Genomic DNA, 14,077 nt, shown 5'->3' with positions numbered 1-14,077 from the left:
ATCGCGTGGAGCGTGAGGGTGTGGTCTGTCTGTCGGTACTTACTCCGCAGTCGGCCGGCCGGCCGACTGGCCCGTCCGAACGGGACGGGGCCGGGGCGTTCCGTGCCCGGTCGTGATGCCGGGCCCGGTCAGCTCGCGGAGGACTGCTGATCGTGCGGGTGACGCGGGTCGTGCGGGTCGTTCTGCAGGGCATCGCTGCCGTCGGCCGTGCGGGCCGTGTCGACGACGGTGTCCCCACCATCCGTGACGCGTGCGACGGCTGATACGTCCGACACACTCGCCAGGTCCGACCCGACCGGCGCGCCTGACACGTCTGCTACGCCATCCGCGTCCGGAGCGCCCTCGACCGCCTTGATCTCGAACCCGTTCTCCTTGCGGAAGGACTCGTAGATCTGGAGCAGCACCTGCTTCTGCCGCTCGGTGAGCGTCGGGTCGGCGAGGATGACCGCACGCGTCTCCACCTCGTCCCGGTCCCGCTCGGCGTCGAGAATCCCGGCGCGGACGTACAACGTCTCGGCGGAGATCCGCAGGGCCTTGGCGACCTGCTGCAACACCTCCGCGCTCGGCTTGCGCAGCCCGCGCTCGATCTGGCTCAGATACGGATTGGACACCCCGGCCGCCTCGGCGAGCTGCCGCAGACTCAGCTGCGCGTTGCGCCGCTGGTCCCGCAGATACTCACCAAGATTGCCGACGTTGAGCGATGCCATGCCCCTACCCTGCACCACCCGCGCTAACTTTTGCAAGCACGTGCTTGCAAAAGTGCGCTACACCACTCCCGGAGCGATCCGGCGCCGCCACCCAGCCCGTGAGCCGTGCCGCCAAGCCGTCCAGGACCCGGTCGAGGCCGTACGCGAAGTCGGCGTCGCGCATCCGCCGCGGGGCTGCGTCCACATCGGTATGCGCTGCGGCCCGAAGACCGTTCACACCGCGAGCCGCTGAAGAAGTGGGGGTGGGCCGCTTCTCCGGCCGAGGATTCATGTACGGCCGAGGGGTGTAAGTAGGCGTAGGGACAAGCGAGTTGGCTTATGCGCGCACGCCACGGCCAAGGACCGACACGAGACCCGCCCCGCGTAGCCGGCCCAATCCCCAGACCCGACACCCCCCCGGACCCGACCCAAGGACTGCCCCCGTATGCGACCGGACGACTGGTATCTCACCGAAGACGTCGACGATTTCCTCGCCCGCGCCGGCGACTTCCTGCGCTCACGGCCCGGCCTGCACGTCATGCCGCTGACGTGGGCCGCCCGCCTGCGGGCACGTGGGACGGCGGCTTTCGGCGCCGGACCGGCCCTCTTCGGCCTGCTGGAGCAGGCGGGTGAGGTCCGCGCCGCCTTCTACCGTCTCCCGGCCCGCGCCCTGGTCCCCACCCCGCTCACCCCCGAGCAGGCCGACGGTCTCGCCGCCCACCTGGCCGCCCTCGGGCACTCCCTCCCCGCCGTCAGCGGGGACGACGGCTCCGCCGCCCTCTTCGCCGAGGCGTGGCAGCGGCACACGGGCGCGACGCCGAAACTCCGGGACACGCGGCTGGGCCTGTACCGGCTCGGCACGCTCACCCCGCCCGATCCGCACCCGGCGGGCCGGGGTCGTTTGCTGGGCGAGCAGGACCTCGATGACGTCATGTACTGGTGCGGCGAGTTCGCCAGGGCCACCGGAGAGGACGTCTCCATCGACGCAGACTCCTGGGCCGGCACCCGCTACGCCGACAAGACCTACACGCTCTGGGAGACCCCGGACGGCACCTCCGTATCCGTCGCGGGCATGAATCCGGTGATCGGCGGCCAGGTACAGGTGGACGTCGTCTACACCCCGCCCCACCTGCGCGGTCACGGTTACGCGGGTGCCGTGACGGCGGAGGTGAGCCGGGCCGCGCTGGCCGCGGGCGCGAGGGAGGTCGTCCTGTTCACGGACTTGGCGAACCCCACCAGCAACGCCCTCTACCAGCGCCTCGGCTACCGCCTGCTCACCAACTGGTCGGCCTACGAATTCGCGGGGGACCTCGCGTGACCGTGGGTGTTCCGGACGGACCCCCACCGCCCGGAACACCCATGCCGCCCCCTGATAAGCCCCCCCCCGCCAGTGGGTAACGCCAGCGGGTGACGGCGGCGGGATCTACCTGGCGAGTTCCGCCGGCTCGTCCAGCCGTGTCAGCTTGTGCGGGTTTCTCACCACGTAGATCCGGGTGACCCGCCCGTCCTCCACGACGAGGCTCACCGCCGCCGACTCGCCGCCGATCTCGATACGTACCGCGGGTGCGCCGTTGAGCCACACGGCCGTCGTCTCGGCGACCGCCGCCACCTGGCTCACGCGCGCGAGCAACACCGACACCGGTTCGATCCCGTGGACCGGAGCCCGCGCGGCCGGCACCAGCCCGCCCCCGTCGGCGATCAGGACCACGTCCGGCGCCATGACCTCCATCAGTTCCCGCAACCGTCCGGTGCGCAGCGCGAGCAGGAACCGTTCCACGACGGCCTGTTGCTCCGACGGGCTCACCCGTACCCGTGGCCGCCGCGCGGCCACATGCTCGCGGGCCCGCCGTGCGACCTGCCGTACCGTGGCCGCCGACTTCCCGATGGCCTCGCCGATCTCGCCGTACGGCATCTCGAAGACCTCGCGGAGCACGAACACCGCCCGCTCGGTGGGCCCGAGCGTCTCCAGGACGGTCAGCATCGCGATCGACACGCTCTCCGCGAGTTCGACGTCCTCGGCGACGTCGGGGCTGGTCAGCAGCGGTTCCGGCAGCCACTCACCCACGTACTCCTCCCGGCTGCGCGACAACGAACGCAGCCGGTTGAGTCCCTGCCGTGTGACGACCCGGACGAGGTACGCCCTCGGGTCGCGCACCTGCGACCGGTCGACGTCGGCCCACCGCAGCCAGGACTCCTGCAGTACGTCCTCGGCGTCGGCCGCCGACCCGAGCATCTCGTAGGCCACCTTGAACAGCAGGGCGCGATGGACGACGAACGGATCGGCGTCGCCGGTCATGCCGTCGACGCCACGCCGGACTGCTCAGAACGCGGCTCGGGCCGTGTCTCGGGCCCTGTCTCGGAACGCGGCTCGGAACGCGGCTCAGGACGCGTCTCCGGTCGCGCGGACAGCGGAATCCCGCACGCGTCGGAGAAGCCCTGCGAGCTGATCCCGTGCGCCGAGTTGTTCCTGGTCGCCAGGTTGGCGAAGGCGACGGACGCGGTGAGCTCGACCATGGCCGCCTCGCCGAGCCGGCCGAGCAGACTCGCGTACTGCTCGTCGGTGACGGTCGGCGGTGTGTGCGTCATGGCCTCGGCGTACTCCAGCACGTCCCGCTCCAGCGGTGTGAACACGTCCGACTCCCGCCAACGCGGCACCTGGCTCGCCTTGTTCAGGTCCAGGTCCTTGTTCAGCGCCTGGAAGTAGTTGATGTCGAGGCACCAACCGCAGCCGACCAGCGCCGCGACCGCCATGTGCGCGAACGTCTTCAGACCCTCGTCGGCCATGTCCCACTCATTGACCTTGCCGCCCATCTCCGAGGAGTCCCGGGCGACCTTGGGGTTGTGCGCCGTCACCGCGAAGGGCTCGGGGACCGCGCCGAACTGCTTGATCATGTCCTGCTCGACCTCGGCGGGGAGTTCCGCCTTCGTGATGCGTAGTGCCATGGTGTCCTGTCCTCCTCGGACGTCTGCCGTTCCGGTTCGGCATGAAGACACCGGCGGGCCCGGGAACGTGACATCACCCAGGAACGTGACATCACCCAGGAACGCGACACAGCCCGGGAACGAGGCAGCGCCCAGGAGCGTGACATCGGCCCGGCTCCGGCTGTCGCCTACCAGATGATGATCCCGCCCCCGATGTCCGACGCCCGCCGGGCCGCGTCCACGATGTTGTCCAGCCTGCGGCTCACGGCGTCTGCGGGGGCGAGGGCCGGGGCGAGCCGTGCCAGCTGCGTACGGATGAGCGCGCACTCGGCGAGGAAGGCGGGCATCTCGTCCGGTGCCACGGTGAGGTCCTCGGTGGCGAGCCGCGGAAGGAACCGCGCGCCCAGCGAACGGACCGGCTCCGACCCCCACACCTCGGTGCGCCACTGTTCCGGGCCCGCCGCGTCGGAGCGTCCGGGCGGAACGTCCAGCACCTCGATGCCGCCCTCCGCACGGGGCACGTACACATCGACCGACAGACTCATAACAGGAGTCGACCACGGAGGGGTGCCGGCGGTCCACCGTGCATCCGTCACGGCTATGACAAAGAGGCACTGCGACAACCCCTTGCCTGAACACCATTACTTGAGCGCCACTGCCTGAACTCGATTTCCTGTCCGCCATTGCCCGAACGCCCGCATTCCCCTAACATTTCCGCCATGACTGCCGGGTCGGCCATTGGCCAACGAACAGTAGGGTTCCCGGCCTCCAAGTGAGGCCCGGGCGGGCCAGAGGGCCGCCCCCACGCATACGCGCACTTTGCGCCGCAGCACGATGCCGCCAGGCGTGCCTTCGCACGCGCAGCCGCACGTCTCGCCGCGCCGTCACCGTCCTCACCGCGTCAGCGTTCCGCCGCGTCACGTTCCGTTCCCATCCGTCGTGCCGTGCCGCGCCGCGCTGCGCTCAATTCACCGCGGGTTCCACCGTGCACGGCGTGCGCGGCGTGCGCGGTGCGCAATTCGCCCCGCGGCGATTCCCCATGCCCTTTTCCGGAACGACCCGGAAGACATCCAAATTCATTCCGGAGTGGATCCGGAATGAATCCAGCAGAGAGAAAAGAATGCCCAACGACTTCAACCAGCAGATCATCGAAGAGTTCCGCGCCAACGCCGGGGAGGTCGGCGGCCCCTTCGAGGGGGCCCGGCTGATCCTCCTGACCACCACGGGAGCCCGTTCCGGGGAGCGGCACACCACACCCGTCGCCTACTACGCCGACGGGGACGGGGACGTGCTGGTCATCGCCTCGGCCGCGGGCGCTCCGAAGCATCCGGACTGGTTCCACAACCTGGTCGCGCATCCGCAGGTCACCGTCGAGAGCGGCGTGTTCACGTACGAGGCCACGGCCGAGGTCCTGGAGGGCACGGCACGCGACGACGCGTTCGCCCGCGCGGTCGAGGCCGACCCGGGCTGGGCCGACTACCAGGCCAGGACCAGCAGGGTGATCCCGGTGGTCGCCCTCCACCAGAACCCGAGCGACGGACCGCCGAACGTCGGCGCCTCCTCGATGGGCCAGTACGTGCGGCTGATCCATGACGCCTTCCGCCGTGAACTCGCCCTGATCCGCAAGGAGATCGGCAACACGGGCCCCACGCTCGGCGCGCAGCTCCGTATCAACTGCCTGACGTTCTGCCAGGGCCTGCACAACCACCACACGGGCGAGGACATCGCCATGTTCCCGTTCCTGGCCGACAGCCACCCGGACCTCGCCCCGGTCATCGACCGCCTGCGCGAGGAACACGAGCGGATCGCCGAACTGACGGCGGAGTTGAAACAGGTCATCGGCGCGGACCCGGCAGTCCCGGTGGACCCCCGGCACGTACGCGAGGAGGTCGAGCGTCTGACCACCGCGCTCGAAGCACATCTGACGTACGAGGAGGAGCAGTTGATCCCTGTACTGGACGCGCCGGCAAAGTCGGCCGGGTCGGCCGGGTCGGCCCACTAGACCACCGCGTGCCACCCCTCACGCGAAGCACGCACACAACTCACCTCACGCGAACGGCAACGGCCGCGCGTGCACGGCGTCCAGCCGGGACACGGCCCGCGTCAGCACGACGTACAGCCGGCGCAGCCCCCGCCCCTCACCTGCACCGCCCTCCGCCGCGATCGCGGCCGGTTCCACGGCCACGACGTGGTCGTATTCGAGCCCTTTCGCGGCACCGGCTCCCAACACGACGACACGGGCGCCCAGTCGGCCCACGTCGGCGGCCTCGATCCCGGCGGCGCCGAGCGCCTCCCGCACCCGTACGACGTCCGAGTCGGCGGTGACGACCCCGACGGACCCCTCGTACGTGAGCGCGCGGCGGACGCACTCCGCCGTCTCCCGCAGCACGTCCGAGGGGTCCGTCGGACGGATCCGCAGTTCGCCGTCCTTGCGCAGGGACCGCCCCGGAGGCACCCCTACGTCCAGTCGGGCCAGTACCCGGTTCGCCAGTTCCATCACCGTCTCGGGCACCCGGAACCCGGTGGTCAACGGCACGACCGACGCCTCGGGCTTCCCCAGGTGCGCGAGCAGTTCGCCCCACTCCCGCGCGGCCCACGGCGTGGTCCCCTGGGCGAGGTCGCCGAGGACCGTGACCGACCCGAAGGCGGCTCTCCGTCCGATCGCCCGGCACTCCATCGGCGACAGGTCCTGGGCCTCGTCGATGACCAAGTGGCTGTATCCCTCCGGGTGTTCGATCAGGCCCGCGACCTCGTCGAGCAGGACCAGATCGGCCGTGGACCAGCGGGCGGACTTCCACGACCGGGGCGGCCGGGCCCACAGGACCGCCTTCTGCTCGTCCGCGTCCAGCACCCCGTCCGCCGCGGCGGCCAGCGCGTCCGGATCGCTGAGCAGTTCCGCGACGACCTCCTCCGCCCTCACCCTGGGCCACACGGAGTCGACGTACGCGCCGACGGGCCGCGCCCGCGACATCCTCTGCAGCCACGCGCCGCTCTGGGGCCCGGCCCGCCGTTCGGCCTGCGCCTGTACGTGCCGCACGACCCGGGTCCGTACGCGCTCACGTCCGACGGCGTAGGGCGGTTCCTCGGCCCGCACGCCCGCCACGATCCGCGCGAGCGTACCGGCGGACACCCGCCAGCGGTACGAACCGTCGGGCACGGCGAGGCCGTCGGGCACCGCCGGGTCCACGCGGGCGTACAGGGCGCGCCGCAGCACCTCCGCCATGCGGGCGTCGTGCTTGACGACGGCGGTGCTCTCGTCGTCCTCGCCCCTGACCTGGTGCCGGCCGATCTCGTCCCCGATCGTCGACTGCCGCACACCGGTCTCGCCGAGCGCGGGCAGCACCTCCGAGATGTAGGAGAGGAAGGTGGGGTTCGGCCCGAGGATCAGCAGTCCGCCGCGCCGGATGCGCTGCGGATGGGTGTAGAGCAGGTATGCGGCGCGGTGCAGACCGACGGCCGTCTTGCCGGTGCCGGGCGCGCCCTGCACGCAGACGGACTCGGCGAGATCGGCCCGTACGAGGTCGTCCTGGTCCGGCTGGATGGTCGCCGCGATGTCCCGCATCGGGCCGACCCGGGGGCGCTCGATCTCACCGGCGAGGATGCGGCTCTCCGCCCGGAGGGCCTGCGACCGGGGGGCATGAGGTCCCTCGCCCCCGAGGTGCTCGTCCTCAAGGCCCGTGAGGTCGGCCGACTCCCCCCGGCTGCCCGGCGCCCAGCCGAACCGCCGCCGTACGCCCACACCCTGTGGACGGCGGGTACTCGCCTGGTAGAAGGCGCGGGAGACGGGGGCGCGCCAGTCGACGACGAGGGGCGGAGCCGCGGGGTGCTCGCTGATCCGGCGCCGCCCGATGTGGTAGCTCTGCCCGGCATGGTCGCCGACCGCGGGGTCCGCCCGGAAGTCCAACCGGCCGAAGAACAGGGGCCCTTCGGGCAGTTCCCGCATCTCCTTCGCGCGGCTCCGGAGGGCGTACCCGAGCACTTCGGCGTCCGCGCCGGACGCGGACACGTCCTCTCCGGTGACGACGTGTTCCTGGGCGCCGTCGACCATCGCGGCGAGGGCGGCACGGCAGAGGTCGTGGTAGCCGCGCTCGCGGCGGAGGGAGGCGACGAGCGTGCGATCGGGGTCGAGGGCGAGGTCGGGGTCGGGGTCGGCTGACGTCATTCGGGCAAGAGTACCCGAATAACGTAACCGAGTTACATTCTTTACTTCATCTCGTAAGCTGGGAGTCCCGCCGCCAGCCGCGCGAAGGCGGCCTCGGCCGAGACGACGGCGTCCTGCCGCACCTTCGTGATGTCCTCGCCCCCCGCGATCCGCCGCCAGTTGTCCATCGCGAGGATCCGCTGGACGGCGACGATCTGCCCGGCGGCGAGCCGCGCCTCCAGGTCCCCGCCGAGCGCGGCGGCCAGCGCGGCCTCGGAACGCTCCAGGTACTCGTACAGCCTGGCCACCAGGGACGGAGTCCCGTACAGCAGCCGGTGGAAGGCGAGAACGTGCGGATCGCCGTTGACCCCGGTCACGGGGTCGCCCCGCTCGATCCCGGCCAGGAAGTGCCGCCGCAGGGCGTCGACCGCGGACTGCCCGGACCCCCGCTCCCCGACCACCCGCGCGGCCTCGGCCTGATGATCGGCGAACCGATGCAGGACGAGGTCCTCCTTGGAGGAGAAGTACCGGAAGAGGGTCGGTTTGGAGATCTCGGCCGCCGCGGCGACCTCCGCGACGGAGACCTGCTCGAACCCCTTTTCCAGGAAGAGCGAGATGGCGATGTCGGAGACGTCCTGGTACATCCGCAGCTTCTTGCGCTCACGCAGACCCATGGCGCCCGCGGCGCCCACCGTGCCCCTCACACCGGACGCACCCCTCGCATCAGCCGCGCCCCACGCACCCGTCTCGCCCATGCCCCGAGCCTACGCACCTTCCGGACTCCCGCCCTCCCCTTGAACACAACCGGTCTTGAGACCCGGCACCGCACCGGCCCCGCGCCCCACCGCCGCCCGCTGGAGCAAGGGGGCGTACGACCCGAGTACGGCCTCCGCCCCGGCCGCGCGCAATCGCCCCCGCTTCTCGGGGTTCCGGCCGTATCCGATGAAGCCCACACCGGCGCGTCCAGCGGCCTCCACGTCCGTACCGGTGTCGCCGATCATCACCGCGTCCTCGGGGCGGAGCCGCAGGCCCCGCAGGGCGCGGAACACGACATCGGGGTCGGGCTTCATCCGGCCGGGGTCGGCGGTGCGGCCCTCGATGACGGCGAAGTGGTGGAGCAGACCCTCCTGGCCGAGGTACGCCTCGGCGGCCAGGGGGGAGTTGTTGGTGACCACGGCCAGCCGGGTGCGGCGCCGCGACAGGAGGTCGATCAGGGTGTCGGCGTCCGGTGTGGGCCATGCCGTCCGCGCGGCCCGCACCTCACCCGTCACCACCAGCTCTTCGAGCGTCTCCAGCAGGCCCGGCATGGCCCGGTGCCGCCCCGCCCGGTGCACCGCCCTCAGCACGACGTGCGGATCCTTGTCGGCACGCTCCTGCGCCGTCAGTACGTCGCCGGCCCCGAACTCGTCGGTCTTCTCACGGAGTTCGTCGGCGACGGGCCTCGACCGGTTCTCGGGGAACAGCCGGCAGATCGGCCCGTCGAAGTCGAAAAGCACACAACGGGCGTCCGCGAGCAGTCTCCGAGCAGCCCCGGCGTCCCTGTCCTCGACGAGGCCTTCCTCAGCGAGGCCTTCCTCAACAAGCCCCTCCTCGACGAGGCCTTCGAAGTCGGCAGCCATACCGCTCTCCTAGCTTCACCATCGCGCCGGTCACCGCACCGTCGCGCCGAACGCTTCACCGTCGTGTCGACGACGGCTCCTGCCCTGCCCACGGGGTCCCGTCCACCCGGACCACCGGGTCCACCGGGTCCGTCCCGTCCGCCCGGTCCTTGGCGTGCCACTCCCGGAGCGCCGCACTCACGTCCCGTATGTCCGGCACCTTCTCCGTGAGGCCCAGTGGTTCCCGGGCCCTGCGCAGGGCCCGGCCCACGCGTCCGGCCGCCGTGGCGAGGTCCTCCTCGGCGGGCCGGTCCGGCAGGGCCAGCGCCGCGCGCATCACATCGGGGAACACCGACTGCGCGTACTCGAAGCCGAGGTAGACGGGCAGGTCCACGTCCATGCCGACCGTCATGTCCTCGTGGCCGGCCCGCCGCATGGCGTCCGTCCACATGAGGGTCATCAGGTCCTGTTCCGACTTGTCGTAGTTCATTCGCACGAGGTGGGTGGCCAGATCGTGCAGCGGATCCCCGTAGAGGGCGAGTTCCCAGTCGATGACCGCCAGACGCCCACCCTCCGGATCCGATACCGGACCGGATACCGGCCCCGGCGCCGGATCCCGTACCGGCCCCTGTACGACGACCACATTGGCCCGGTGGACGTCCGTGTGGAGCAGGGAGAACGGGCGGCCGGTCAGCTTCGGCACCGACCTCATGAAGCGGTCCACCGCGTCGAGCGGAATGCCCACCGCGTCGAAGAGCCGTCCAAAACGCGGCCGATTGGACTGATGCACCTCCTCCTCGGCGAACCGGGCCAGCCAGGCGAGGAAACCCGCGCTGTCCCCTTCGTCGGGCCAGTCCAATGGCAGCGGGGGCAGCTCACTCACAGGCACCCCGGCAAGGCGGGCGAAGAACTCCGCGAGCTCCAGCAGCCGTGCGCTGCCGAGCCGTTCCGCGGGGTTCTCGTCGGCCAGCGCCCGCCCGTCGAGATAGCCGTGCAGCGACCAGGTGTCGAAGTCGGCCAGACAGCGGGGGACCTCACCCACATGCGCGGCGACCGCCCGCAGCACCTCCGACTCGCGCCGCCAGATCCGCGGTACGACCTCCACGGTCGGGAGGGGGGTACGGAACTTGGCGAGGACCTTCCCTGACTCCGCTCCCAGCAGGAATGCGAGCGGCTGTCGCAGGTGGGCGATGCGATTGGTGTTGTGGTGGCCGGAAACCACCAGCCCGTCGCGACCACTGCGGCGCGCCTCCGCGAACAAGCGAACCAGTGACTGGCGCGCTCCACGGGGCTTAGGGGAGGACATGCGCGCAAAGAATAGTGACTGGAGTGACTGCTTTCACCTCGTGTCGCCATTTGGACAGCCTCCGATCACCGTCGGTGAATGGCGCGATACCTACTTTTCCGTGGGTGTCCCATCCGTCGCTATTCGGTGTGCGGAACTTCCGGCCAACGGTCCCAGTGCGAGCTGAACCAGTCCTTCATGCTGCTGAAGAAGACGGAGTCGTGCGTCCTGTCGTCCGCCTCCAGACGGTGGTACGACAGGGTCGCGCCGAGGCCCAGCACATCCAGCGAGTCGACGGCCTCGTCCTCGTCGGGGCGGCCCTCGCGCGGGACCTTGATCGTGCGCCGCAGCACCGAATACGGCCCGAACAGCATGTGCTCGTCATTGATCACGTACAGCTTGAACTGGGGTGTCATCGGAATGTGCTGGATGTCGACGCTGGTCTCCACCCCCAGGCCGAGGAAGCCGGCCTTCAGTTCTTCCAGCCGTCTGCCGTTCTCGCGGACCATGGCGCGCCAGCGCTCCCAGATGCGGGGGTCCTCGGCGTGCACGGCGCGGGGGTAGGCGAGCCGTTCCGTCGTCCAGGGCAGGAGCATGCGCACCCGTAGCCTCTCCGGTGCGCTCGCCCCTTCGTCGGCGATCAGTTCGTGCTGGTTCCTGAGGTGCCGCAGCAGGGTCTCGGCGGTGAGCGTGGCCACATCCAACGACACTTCGGCCTGCTGGAAGGCCTGTTCGATCAGCGGCTTGAGCGATGCGGACCCCGGCCGCCGGGACTGCGGGGGGTGGGGGCGGGAGTTCGGCACCCTGATCACCCGGGTGCCGCTGCCCCGCCGGGTCTCGATCAGTCCGTCCTCGGTCAGCCGGGCCAGCGCCCGCTGGACGGTGTCCCGGCTGACCCCGAACTCGTCGGCCAGCTGCCGTTGCGGGGGCACCCGGGCCTGCAGCGGATAGGTCCCGTTCTCCAACTGTTCCCGGAGCACTCTCTCCACGCGCGCCTGCGTGGACTCTCCGCCTCCGCCGTCATCCGCCGTTCGTGAGGTATCCACGCACCGAACCTACCGCCCGGGCACCGACAACACACCACTTCTCACCAATTCGGCACGCCGGTTGGCCTGGTGATTAGCGATCAGCCGGTCCGGGGACAACCAATTCACTTCCATCAGCCCAATTGGTGGGCTGATGGACCGGGCGGCGAGAGCGCCCGAAAGCCGGTGAAGGCCGAGGAGGTGGACGGTGGACCCACGACACGCCTCACGCCGTACCGTCCCGTACCGCCCGCAACACCGTCTCCAGCGACCGCACGATGCCCCAGCGGGGCACGCCCGCGTCCAGCAGCAGCTGGGCCTTCTCCTCGTTACGCGCGTAGCCGAGGAAGTGCACACCGGCGCTGACGGCCGCGGCGTGGTCCGACGGGGTGTCGCCGATCATCAGGGTGGTGTCCGGCGCGGCCCCGAGCGCGCTCAGCGCACGGTTGAGCGTGTAGGGGTGGGGCTTGAGGAGGCTCAGGTCCCGGGTGCGGCCGTAGATGTTGGGCGCGAAGTACCCCACCAGATAACGGCTTTCCAGATAGGCCCGTACCGCCCGGTCCGAGTTGTTGGTCACGATGGCGAGCCGCGCGCCCATGGAGCGCCAGGTGCGGATGAGCGGATCGGCGTACGCCGTCGGCATCGCGCGGTCCACCGCCTTCAGCTCCTGCTGGGTGAGCCACTCCTCCAGTTCGACGACCAGATCGCTGCCGCGGTGGCGCCCGGCGACCTCGCTGAGCACCCAGTGCGGGTCACGGCTGCTGCGCTCCCCCTCGGTCAGCACCCCGGCCAGCCCGCGCGTGGCCAGCCATTCCGCCTGGTCGGTGGCGATGGCCTTCGCGGAGAGGCCCGCGAACAGCCGGCAGATCGGCCCGTCGAAGTCGAAGAGGACACACCTGGCCCGTCCCACCAGCTCCTGGAACTTCTCGGCCTCGCCCGCCACCAGCTCGAACTGTTCGGTTTCGAATGTCACTCAGAGAGTGTCGGCTTCACGGCGATCGTTTCCCAGAGGGCGTTCGCCGCTTTCTGGCCCTCAGGAGAGCTTGAGATCCGTGGTGATGGTGTCCCACAGTCCGTCGAACCACTTCTGGGACTCCTCCACGAACGCGGCGTCGCGCTGCCCGGACCGCGTCAGGAAGGAGAAGAGGAGGGACTCGGAGCCGAGGGCGTCGTACATCTCCAGGGTCTGGCTCTCGTACGGCTCCTCCCGCCGGGTGAGGACGTAGTAACCGATCAGCGCCTCCTGCCCGTTGAGCAGGTAGAGCTTCACCGGCGGGGTGAACGGCAGCGCGCGGAACGTGACCCGTACGTCGATGCCGTGCGAGGAGCGCAGGGAGCGGAGGTTGTGCCGCAGGACGTGCCCCTGGGCGTTGCGCATGTCCAGCCAGCGCTGGTGGACCGGGTCGTCGTCGCCGTCCGCGTCGACGGAGACGGGGAAGGCGAGGGTGATCTCCCGGGACGGCACCAGGATGCGGACGTCGATCGACTCGGGGGCCAGGCTGCCCTCGTGGATGCGGCGGACCGGGTCGCCGATGGCCAGCATCAGGGTCTCCGCCGTGTGACAGACGACGTCTATGCGCACGTGCGGCGCGGCGAACGCGTCCACCAGCCGCGGCGCGAGAGCCACCATCGTCGGCTGGGGTTCGTCCCGGGTGTGGGTGACCTCGGCGATCCGGGGCGGGCTGCCCTTGCTGACGTTGCTGAGCAGACCGTCGTCCTGGAGTGCGCGCAGGGCCTGGCGGACCGTACCGCGCTCCACGCCGAACTCCTCGGCCAGTTCGGCCTGGGTGGGCAGGCGGTCGCCGGGGCGCAGGTCGCCCGCGCGTATGCGGTCCCGCAGGACGTCGGCGATCTCCTGCGGCGAGAGCCTTCTGCTGCCGTTCACGGCCACGTTCTCCTGGGTCACGACCAAACGCTACAACTTTGGCCCATCTATGGGGAGTTGTTTGAAACTTGTTTGTGAGTAGGTACCAACTGGGGATAAGTTAATCATAGTTGGTTGCCAACTTGGTGAAGATGGCGGAAGTTCTCCTTCCTCTCGCAAGTAGTTGGCAGATGGGAAGGCTCCGCGCCTCTCCGGCACCGGAGCACGACTCGCGCACCAGCGCTCTCCATCGCACCACAGCACCATCGCACTCGTCCCGCACGCTCCCGCAAGACCCGAAGGAGGATCCACCATGCCCGCCATCGCCCTACTCTCCGCCCTCCTCGTCGTCGGATTCGAGCAGTTCGTCGAGTGGCAGTACGGCCCCAGCGGAGCCGTCGGACTGCTGCTGCTCACTGTGGGCCTCAAGCTGAAGAGTCCCACCTGCAGCTCGATCGGGGCCGTCGTCCTGGCCCTGATGTTCGCGGGCCCGGCCCTATGACCTGCGACAACCGCCCGCTCCGCACGACAAGGAACCGCACGCCGAGAAACCGCA

14 protein-coding genes are annotated in these 14,077 nt (G+C 70.3%); 3 read left to right on the top strand and 11 right to left on the bottom strand.

Annotation, left to right across the window (positions count from 1 at the left end):
* Positions 1-128: 128 nt before the first annotated feature.
* Positions 129-707, bottom strand: coding sequence for a helix-turn-helix domain-containing protein (locus IE278_RS12560; protein WP_189771691.1), 579 nt, complete (start codon positions 705-707; stop codon positions 129-131).
* Between the two features lie 424 nt (positions 708-1,131).
* On the opposite strand from IE278_RS12560, the gene IE278_RS12555 reads away from it, so the two are divergent.
* Complete coding sequence (locus IE278_RS12555; RefSeq protein WP_189771690.1) at positions 1,132-2,004, top strand: GNAT family N-acetyltransferase; 873 nt, start codon at positions 1,132-1,134, stop codon at positions 2,002-2,004.
* A 105-nt stretch (positions 2,005-2,109) separates the two neighbouring features.
* Here IE278_RS12555 and IE278_RS12550 read toward each other — a convergent pair whose 3' ends face one another.
* The 3 genes from IE278_RS12550 to IE278_RS12540 form a co-directional block, all read right to left on the bottom strand.
* Positions 2,110-2,982, bottom strand: a complete 873-nt coding sequence (locus tag IE278_RS12550) for an RNA polymerase sigma-70 factor (RefSeq protein ID WP_189771688.1) — start codon at positions 2,980-2,982, stop codon at positions 2,110-2,112.
* Complete coding sequence (locus IE278_RS12545) at positions 2,979-3,629, bottom strand: carboxymuconolactone decarboxylase family protein (protein ID WP_189771686.1); 651 nt, start codon at positions 3,627-3,629, stop codon at positions 2,979-2,981. The genes IE278_RS12550 and IE278_RS12545 overlap by 4 nt, the downstream gene beginning before the upstream one ends.
* Positions 3,630-3,796: 167 nt before the next feature.
* The gene (locus IE278_RS12540) at positions 3,797-4,153 is read right to left on the bottom strand and encodes a hypothetical protein (protein ID WP_189771684.1); all 357 of its coding nucleotides are present in this window, start codon (positions 4,151-4,153) and stop codon (positions 3,797-3,799) included.
* A gap of 575 nt (positions 4,154-4,728) precedes the next feature.
* Here IE278_RS12540 and IE278_RS12535 point away from each other — a divergent pair.
* Positions 4,729-5,610, top strand: a complete 882-nt coding sequence (locus IE278_RS12535) for a nitroreductase/quinone reductase family protein (protein WP_189771683.1) — start codon at positions 4,729-4,731, stop codon at positions 5,608-5,610.
* Between the two features lie 45 nt (positions 5,611-5,655).
* Here IE278_RS12535 and IE278_RS12530 read toward each other — a convergent pair whose 3' ends face one another.
* The 7 genes from IE278_RS12530 to IE278_RS12500 all read right to left on the bottom strand — a co-directional run bounded on the left by IE278_RS12530 (position 5,656) and on the right by IE278_RS12500 (position 13,569).
* Positions 5,656-7,770 carry a HelD family protein gene (locus IE278_RS12530; RefSeq protein ID WP_189771681.1) on the bottom strand — a complete coding sequence of 705 codons (2,115 nt, stop codon included), beginning with the start codon at positions 7,768-7,770 and terminating at the stop codon, positions 5,656-5,658.
* 41 nt (positions 7,771-7,811) lie between these two features.
* Positions 7,812-8,423 (bottom strand): TetR/AcrR family transcriptional regulator, encoded by a 612-nt coding sequence (locus IE278_RS12525; RefSeq protein WP_246570299.1) that lies wholly within the window; start codon positions 8,421-8,423, stop codon positions 7,812-7,814.
* 90 nt (positions 8,424-8,513) lie between these two features.
* Positions 8,514-9,368, bottom strand: coding sequence for an HAD family hydrolase (locus IE278_RS12520; RefSeq protein ID WP_189771677.1), 855 nt, complete (start codon positions 9,366-9,368; stop codon positions 8,514-8,516).
* 55 nt (positions 9,369-9,423) lie between these two features.
* A complete protein-coding gene (locus tag IE278_RS12515) occupies positions 9,424-10,608 on the bottom strand; it encodes an aminoglycoside phosphotransferase family protein (protein WP_246570278.1) in 1,185 nt (394 codons plus the stop codon).
* 164 nt (positions 10,609-10,772) lie between these two features.
* Positions 10,773-11,621, bottom strand: coding sequence for a winged helix-turn-helix domain-containing protein (locus IE278_RS12510; protein ID WP_189771673.1), 849 nt, complete (start codon positions 11,619-11,621; stop codon positions 10,773-10,775).
* Positions 11,622-11,883: 262 nt separating this feature from the next.
* The gene (locus IE278_RS12505; protein WP_189771671.1) at positions 11,884-12,630 is read right to left on the bottom strand and encodes an HAD family hydrolase; all 747 of its coding nucleotides are present in this window, start codon (positions 12,628-12,630) and stop codon (positions 11,884-11,886) included.
* Positions 12,631-12,690: 60 nt separating this feature from the next.
* A complete protein-coding gene (locus tag IE278_RS12500) occupies positions 12,691-13,569 on the bottom strand; it encodes a GntR family transcriptional regulator (protein WP_189771669.1) in 879 nt (292 codons plus the stop codon).
* Between the two features lie 265 nt (positions 13,570-13,834).
* Here IE278_RS12500 and IE278_RS12495 point away from each other — a divergent pair, with 265 nt between their 5' ends.
* Entirely contained in the window at positions 13,835-14,023 is a 189-nt protein-coding gene (locus IE278_RS12495) for a hypothetical protein (protein WP_189771668.1), read from the top strand.
* The last annotated feature ends 54 nt before the right edge of the window (positions 14,024-14,077 follow it).

It is taken from the genome of Streptomyces tauricus, from assembly GCF_014650955.1.
Classification (GTDB): Bacteria; Actinomycetota; Actinomycetes; order Streptomycetales; family Streptomycetaceae; genus Streptomyces; species Streptomyces tauricus.
Note: the sequence above shows the minus strand (reverse complement) of the source record. Positions and strands in the feature narration are given on the sequence as shown.

Bases quoted from the DNA above. Each gene is read 5' to 3' on its own strand.
- IE278_RS12545 (WP_189771686.1), bottom strand. From the start codon at position 3,629: ATGGCACTACGCATCACGAAGGCGGAACTCCCCGCCGAGGTCGAGCAG.
- IE278_RS12530 (WP_189771681.1), bottom strand. From the start codon at position 7,770: ATGACGTCAGCCGACCCCGACCCCGACCTCGCCCTCGACCCCGATCGC.
- IE278_RS12535 (WP_189771683.1), top strand. From the start codon at position 4,729: ATGCCCAACGACTTCAACCAGCAGATCATCGAAGAGTTCCGCGCCAAC.
- IE278_RS12495 (WP_189771668.1), top strand. From the start codon at position 13,835: ATGCCCGCCATCGCCCTACTCTCCGCCCTCCTCGTCGTCGGATTCGAG.
- IE278_RS12555 (WP_189771690.1), top strand. From the start codon at position 1,132: ATGCGACCGGACGACTGGTATCTCACCGAAGACGTCGACGATTTCCTC.
- IE278_RS12520 (WP_189771677.1), bottom strand. From the start codon at position 9,368: ATGGCTGCCGACTTCGAAGGCCTCGTCGAGGAGGGGCTTGTTGAGGAA.
- IE278_RS12560 (WP_189771691.1), bottom strand. From the start codon at position 707: ATGGCATCGCTCAACGTCGGCAATCTTGGTGAGTATCTGCGGGACCAG.
- IE278_RS12525 (WP_246570299.1), bottom strand. From the start codon at position 8,423: ATGGGTCTGCGTGAGCGCAAGAAGCTGCGGATGTACCAGGACGTCTCC.
- IE278_RS12540 (WP_189771684.1), bottom strand. From the start codon at position 4,153: ATGAGTCTGTCGGTCGATGTGTACGTGCCCCGTGCGGAGGGCGGCATC.
- IE278_RS12550 (WP_189771688.1), bottom strand. From the start codon at position 2,982: ATGACCGGCGACGCCGATCCGTTCGTCGTCCATCGCGCCCTGCTGTTC.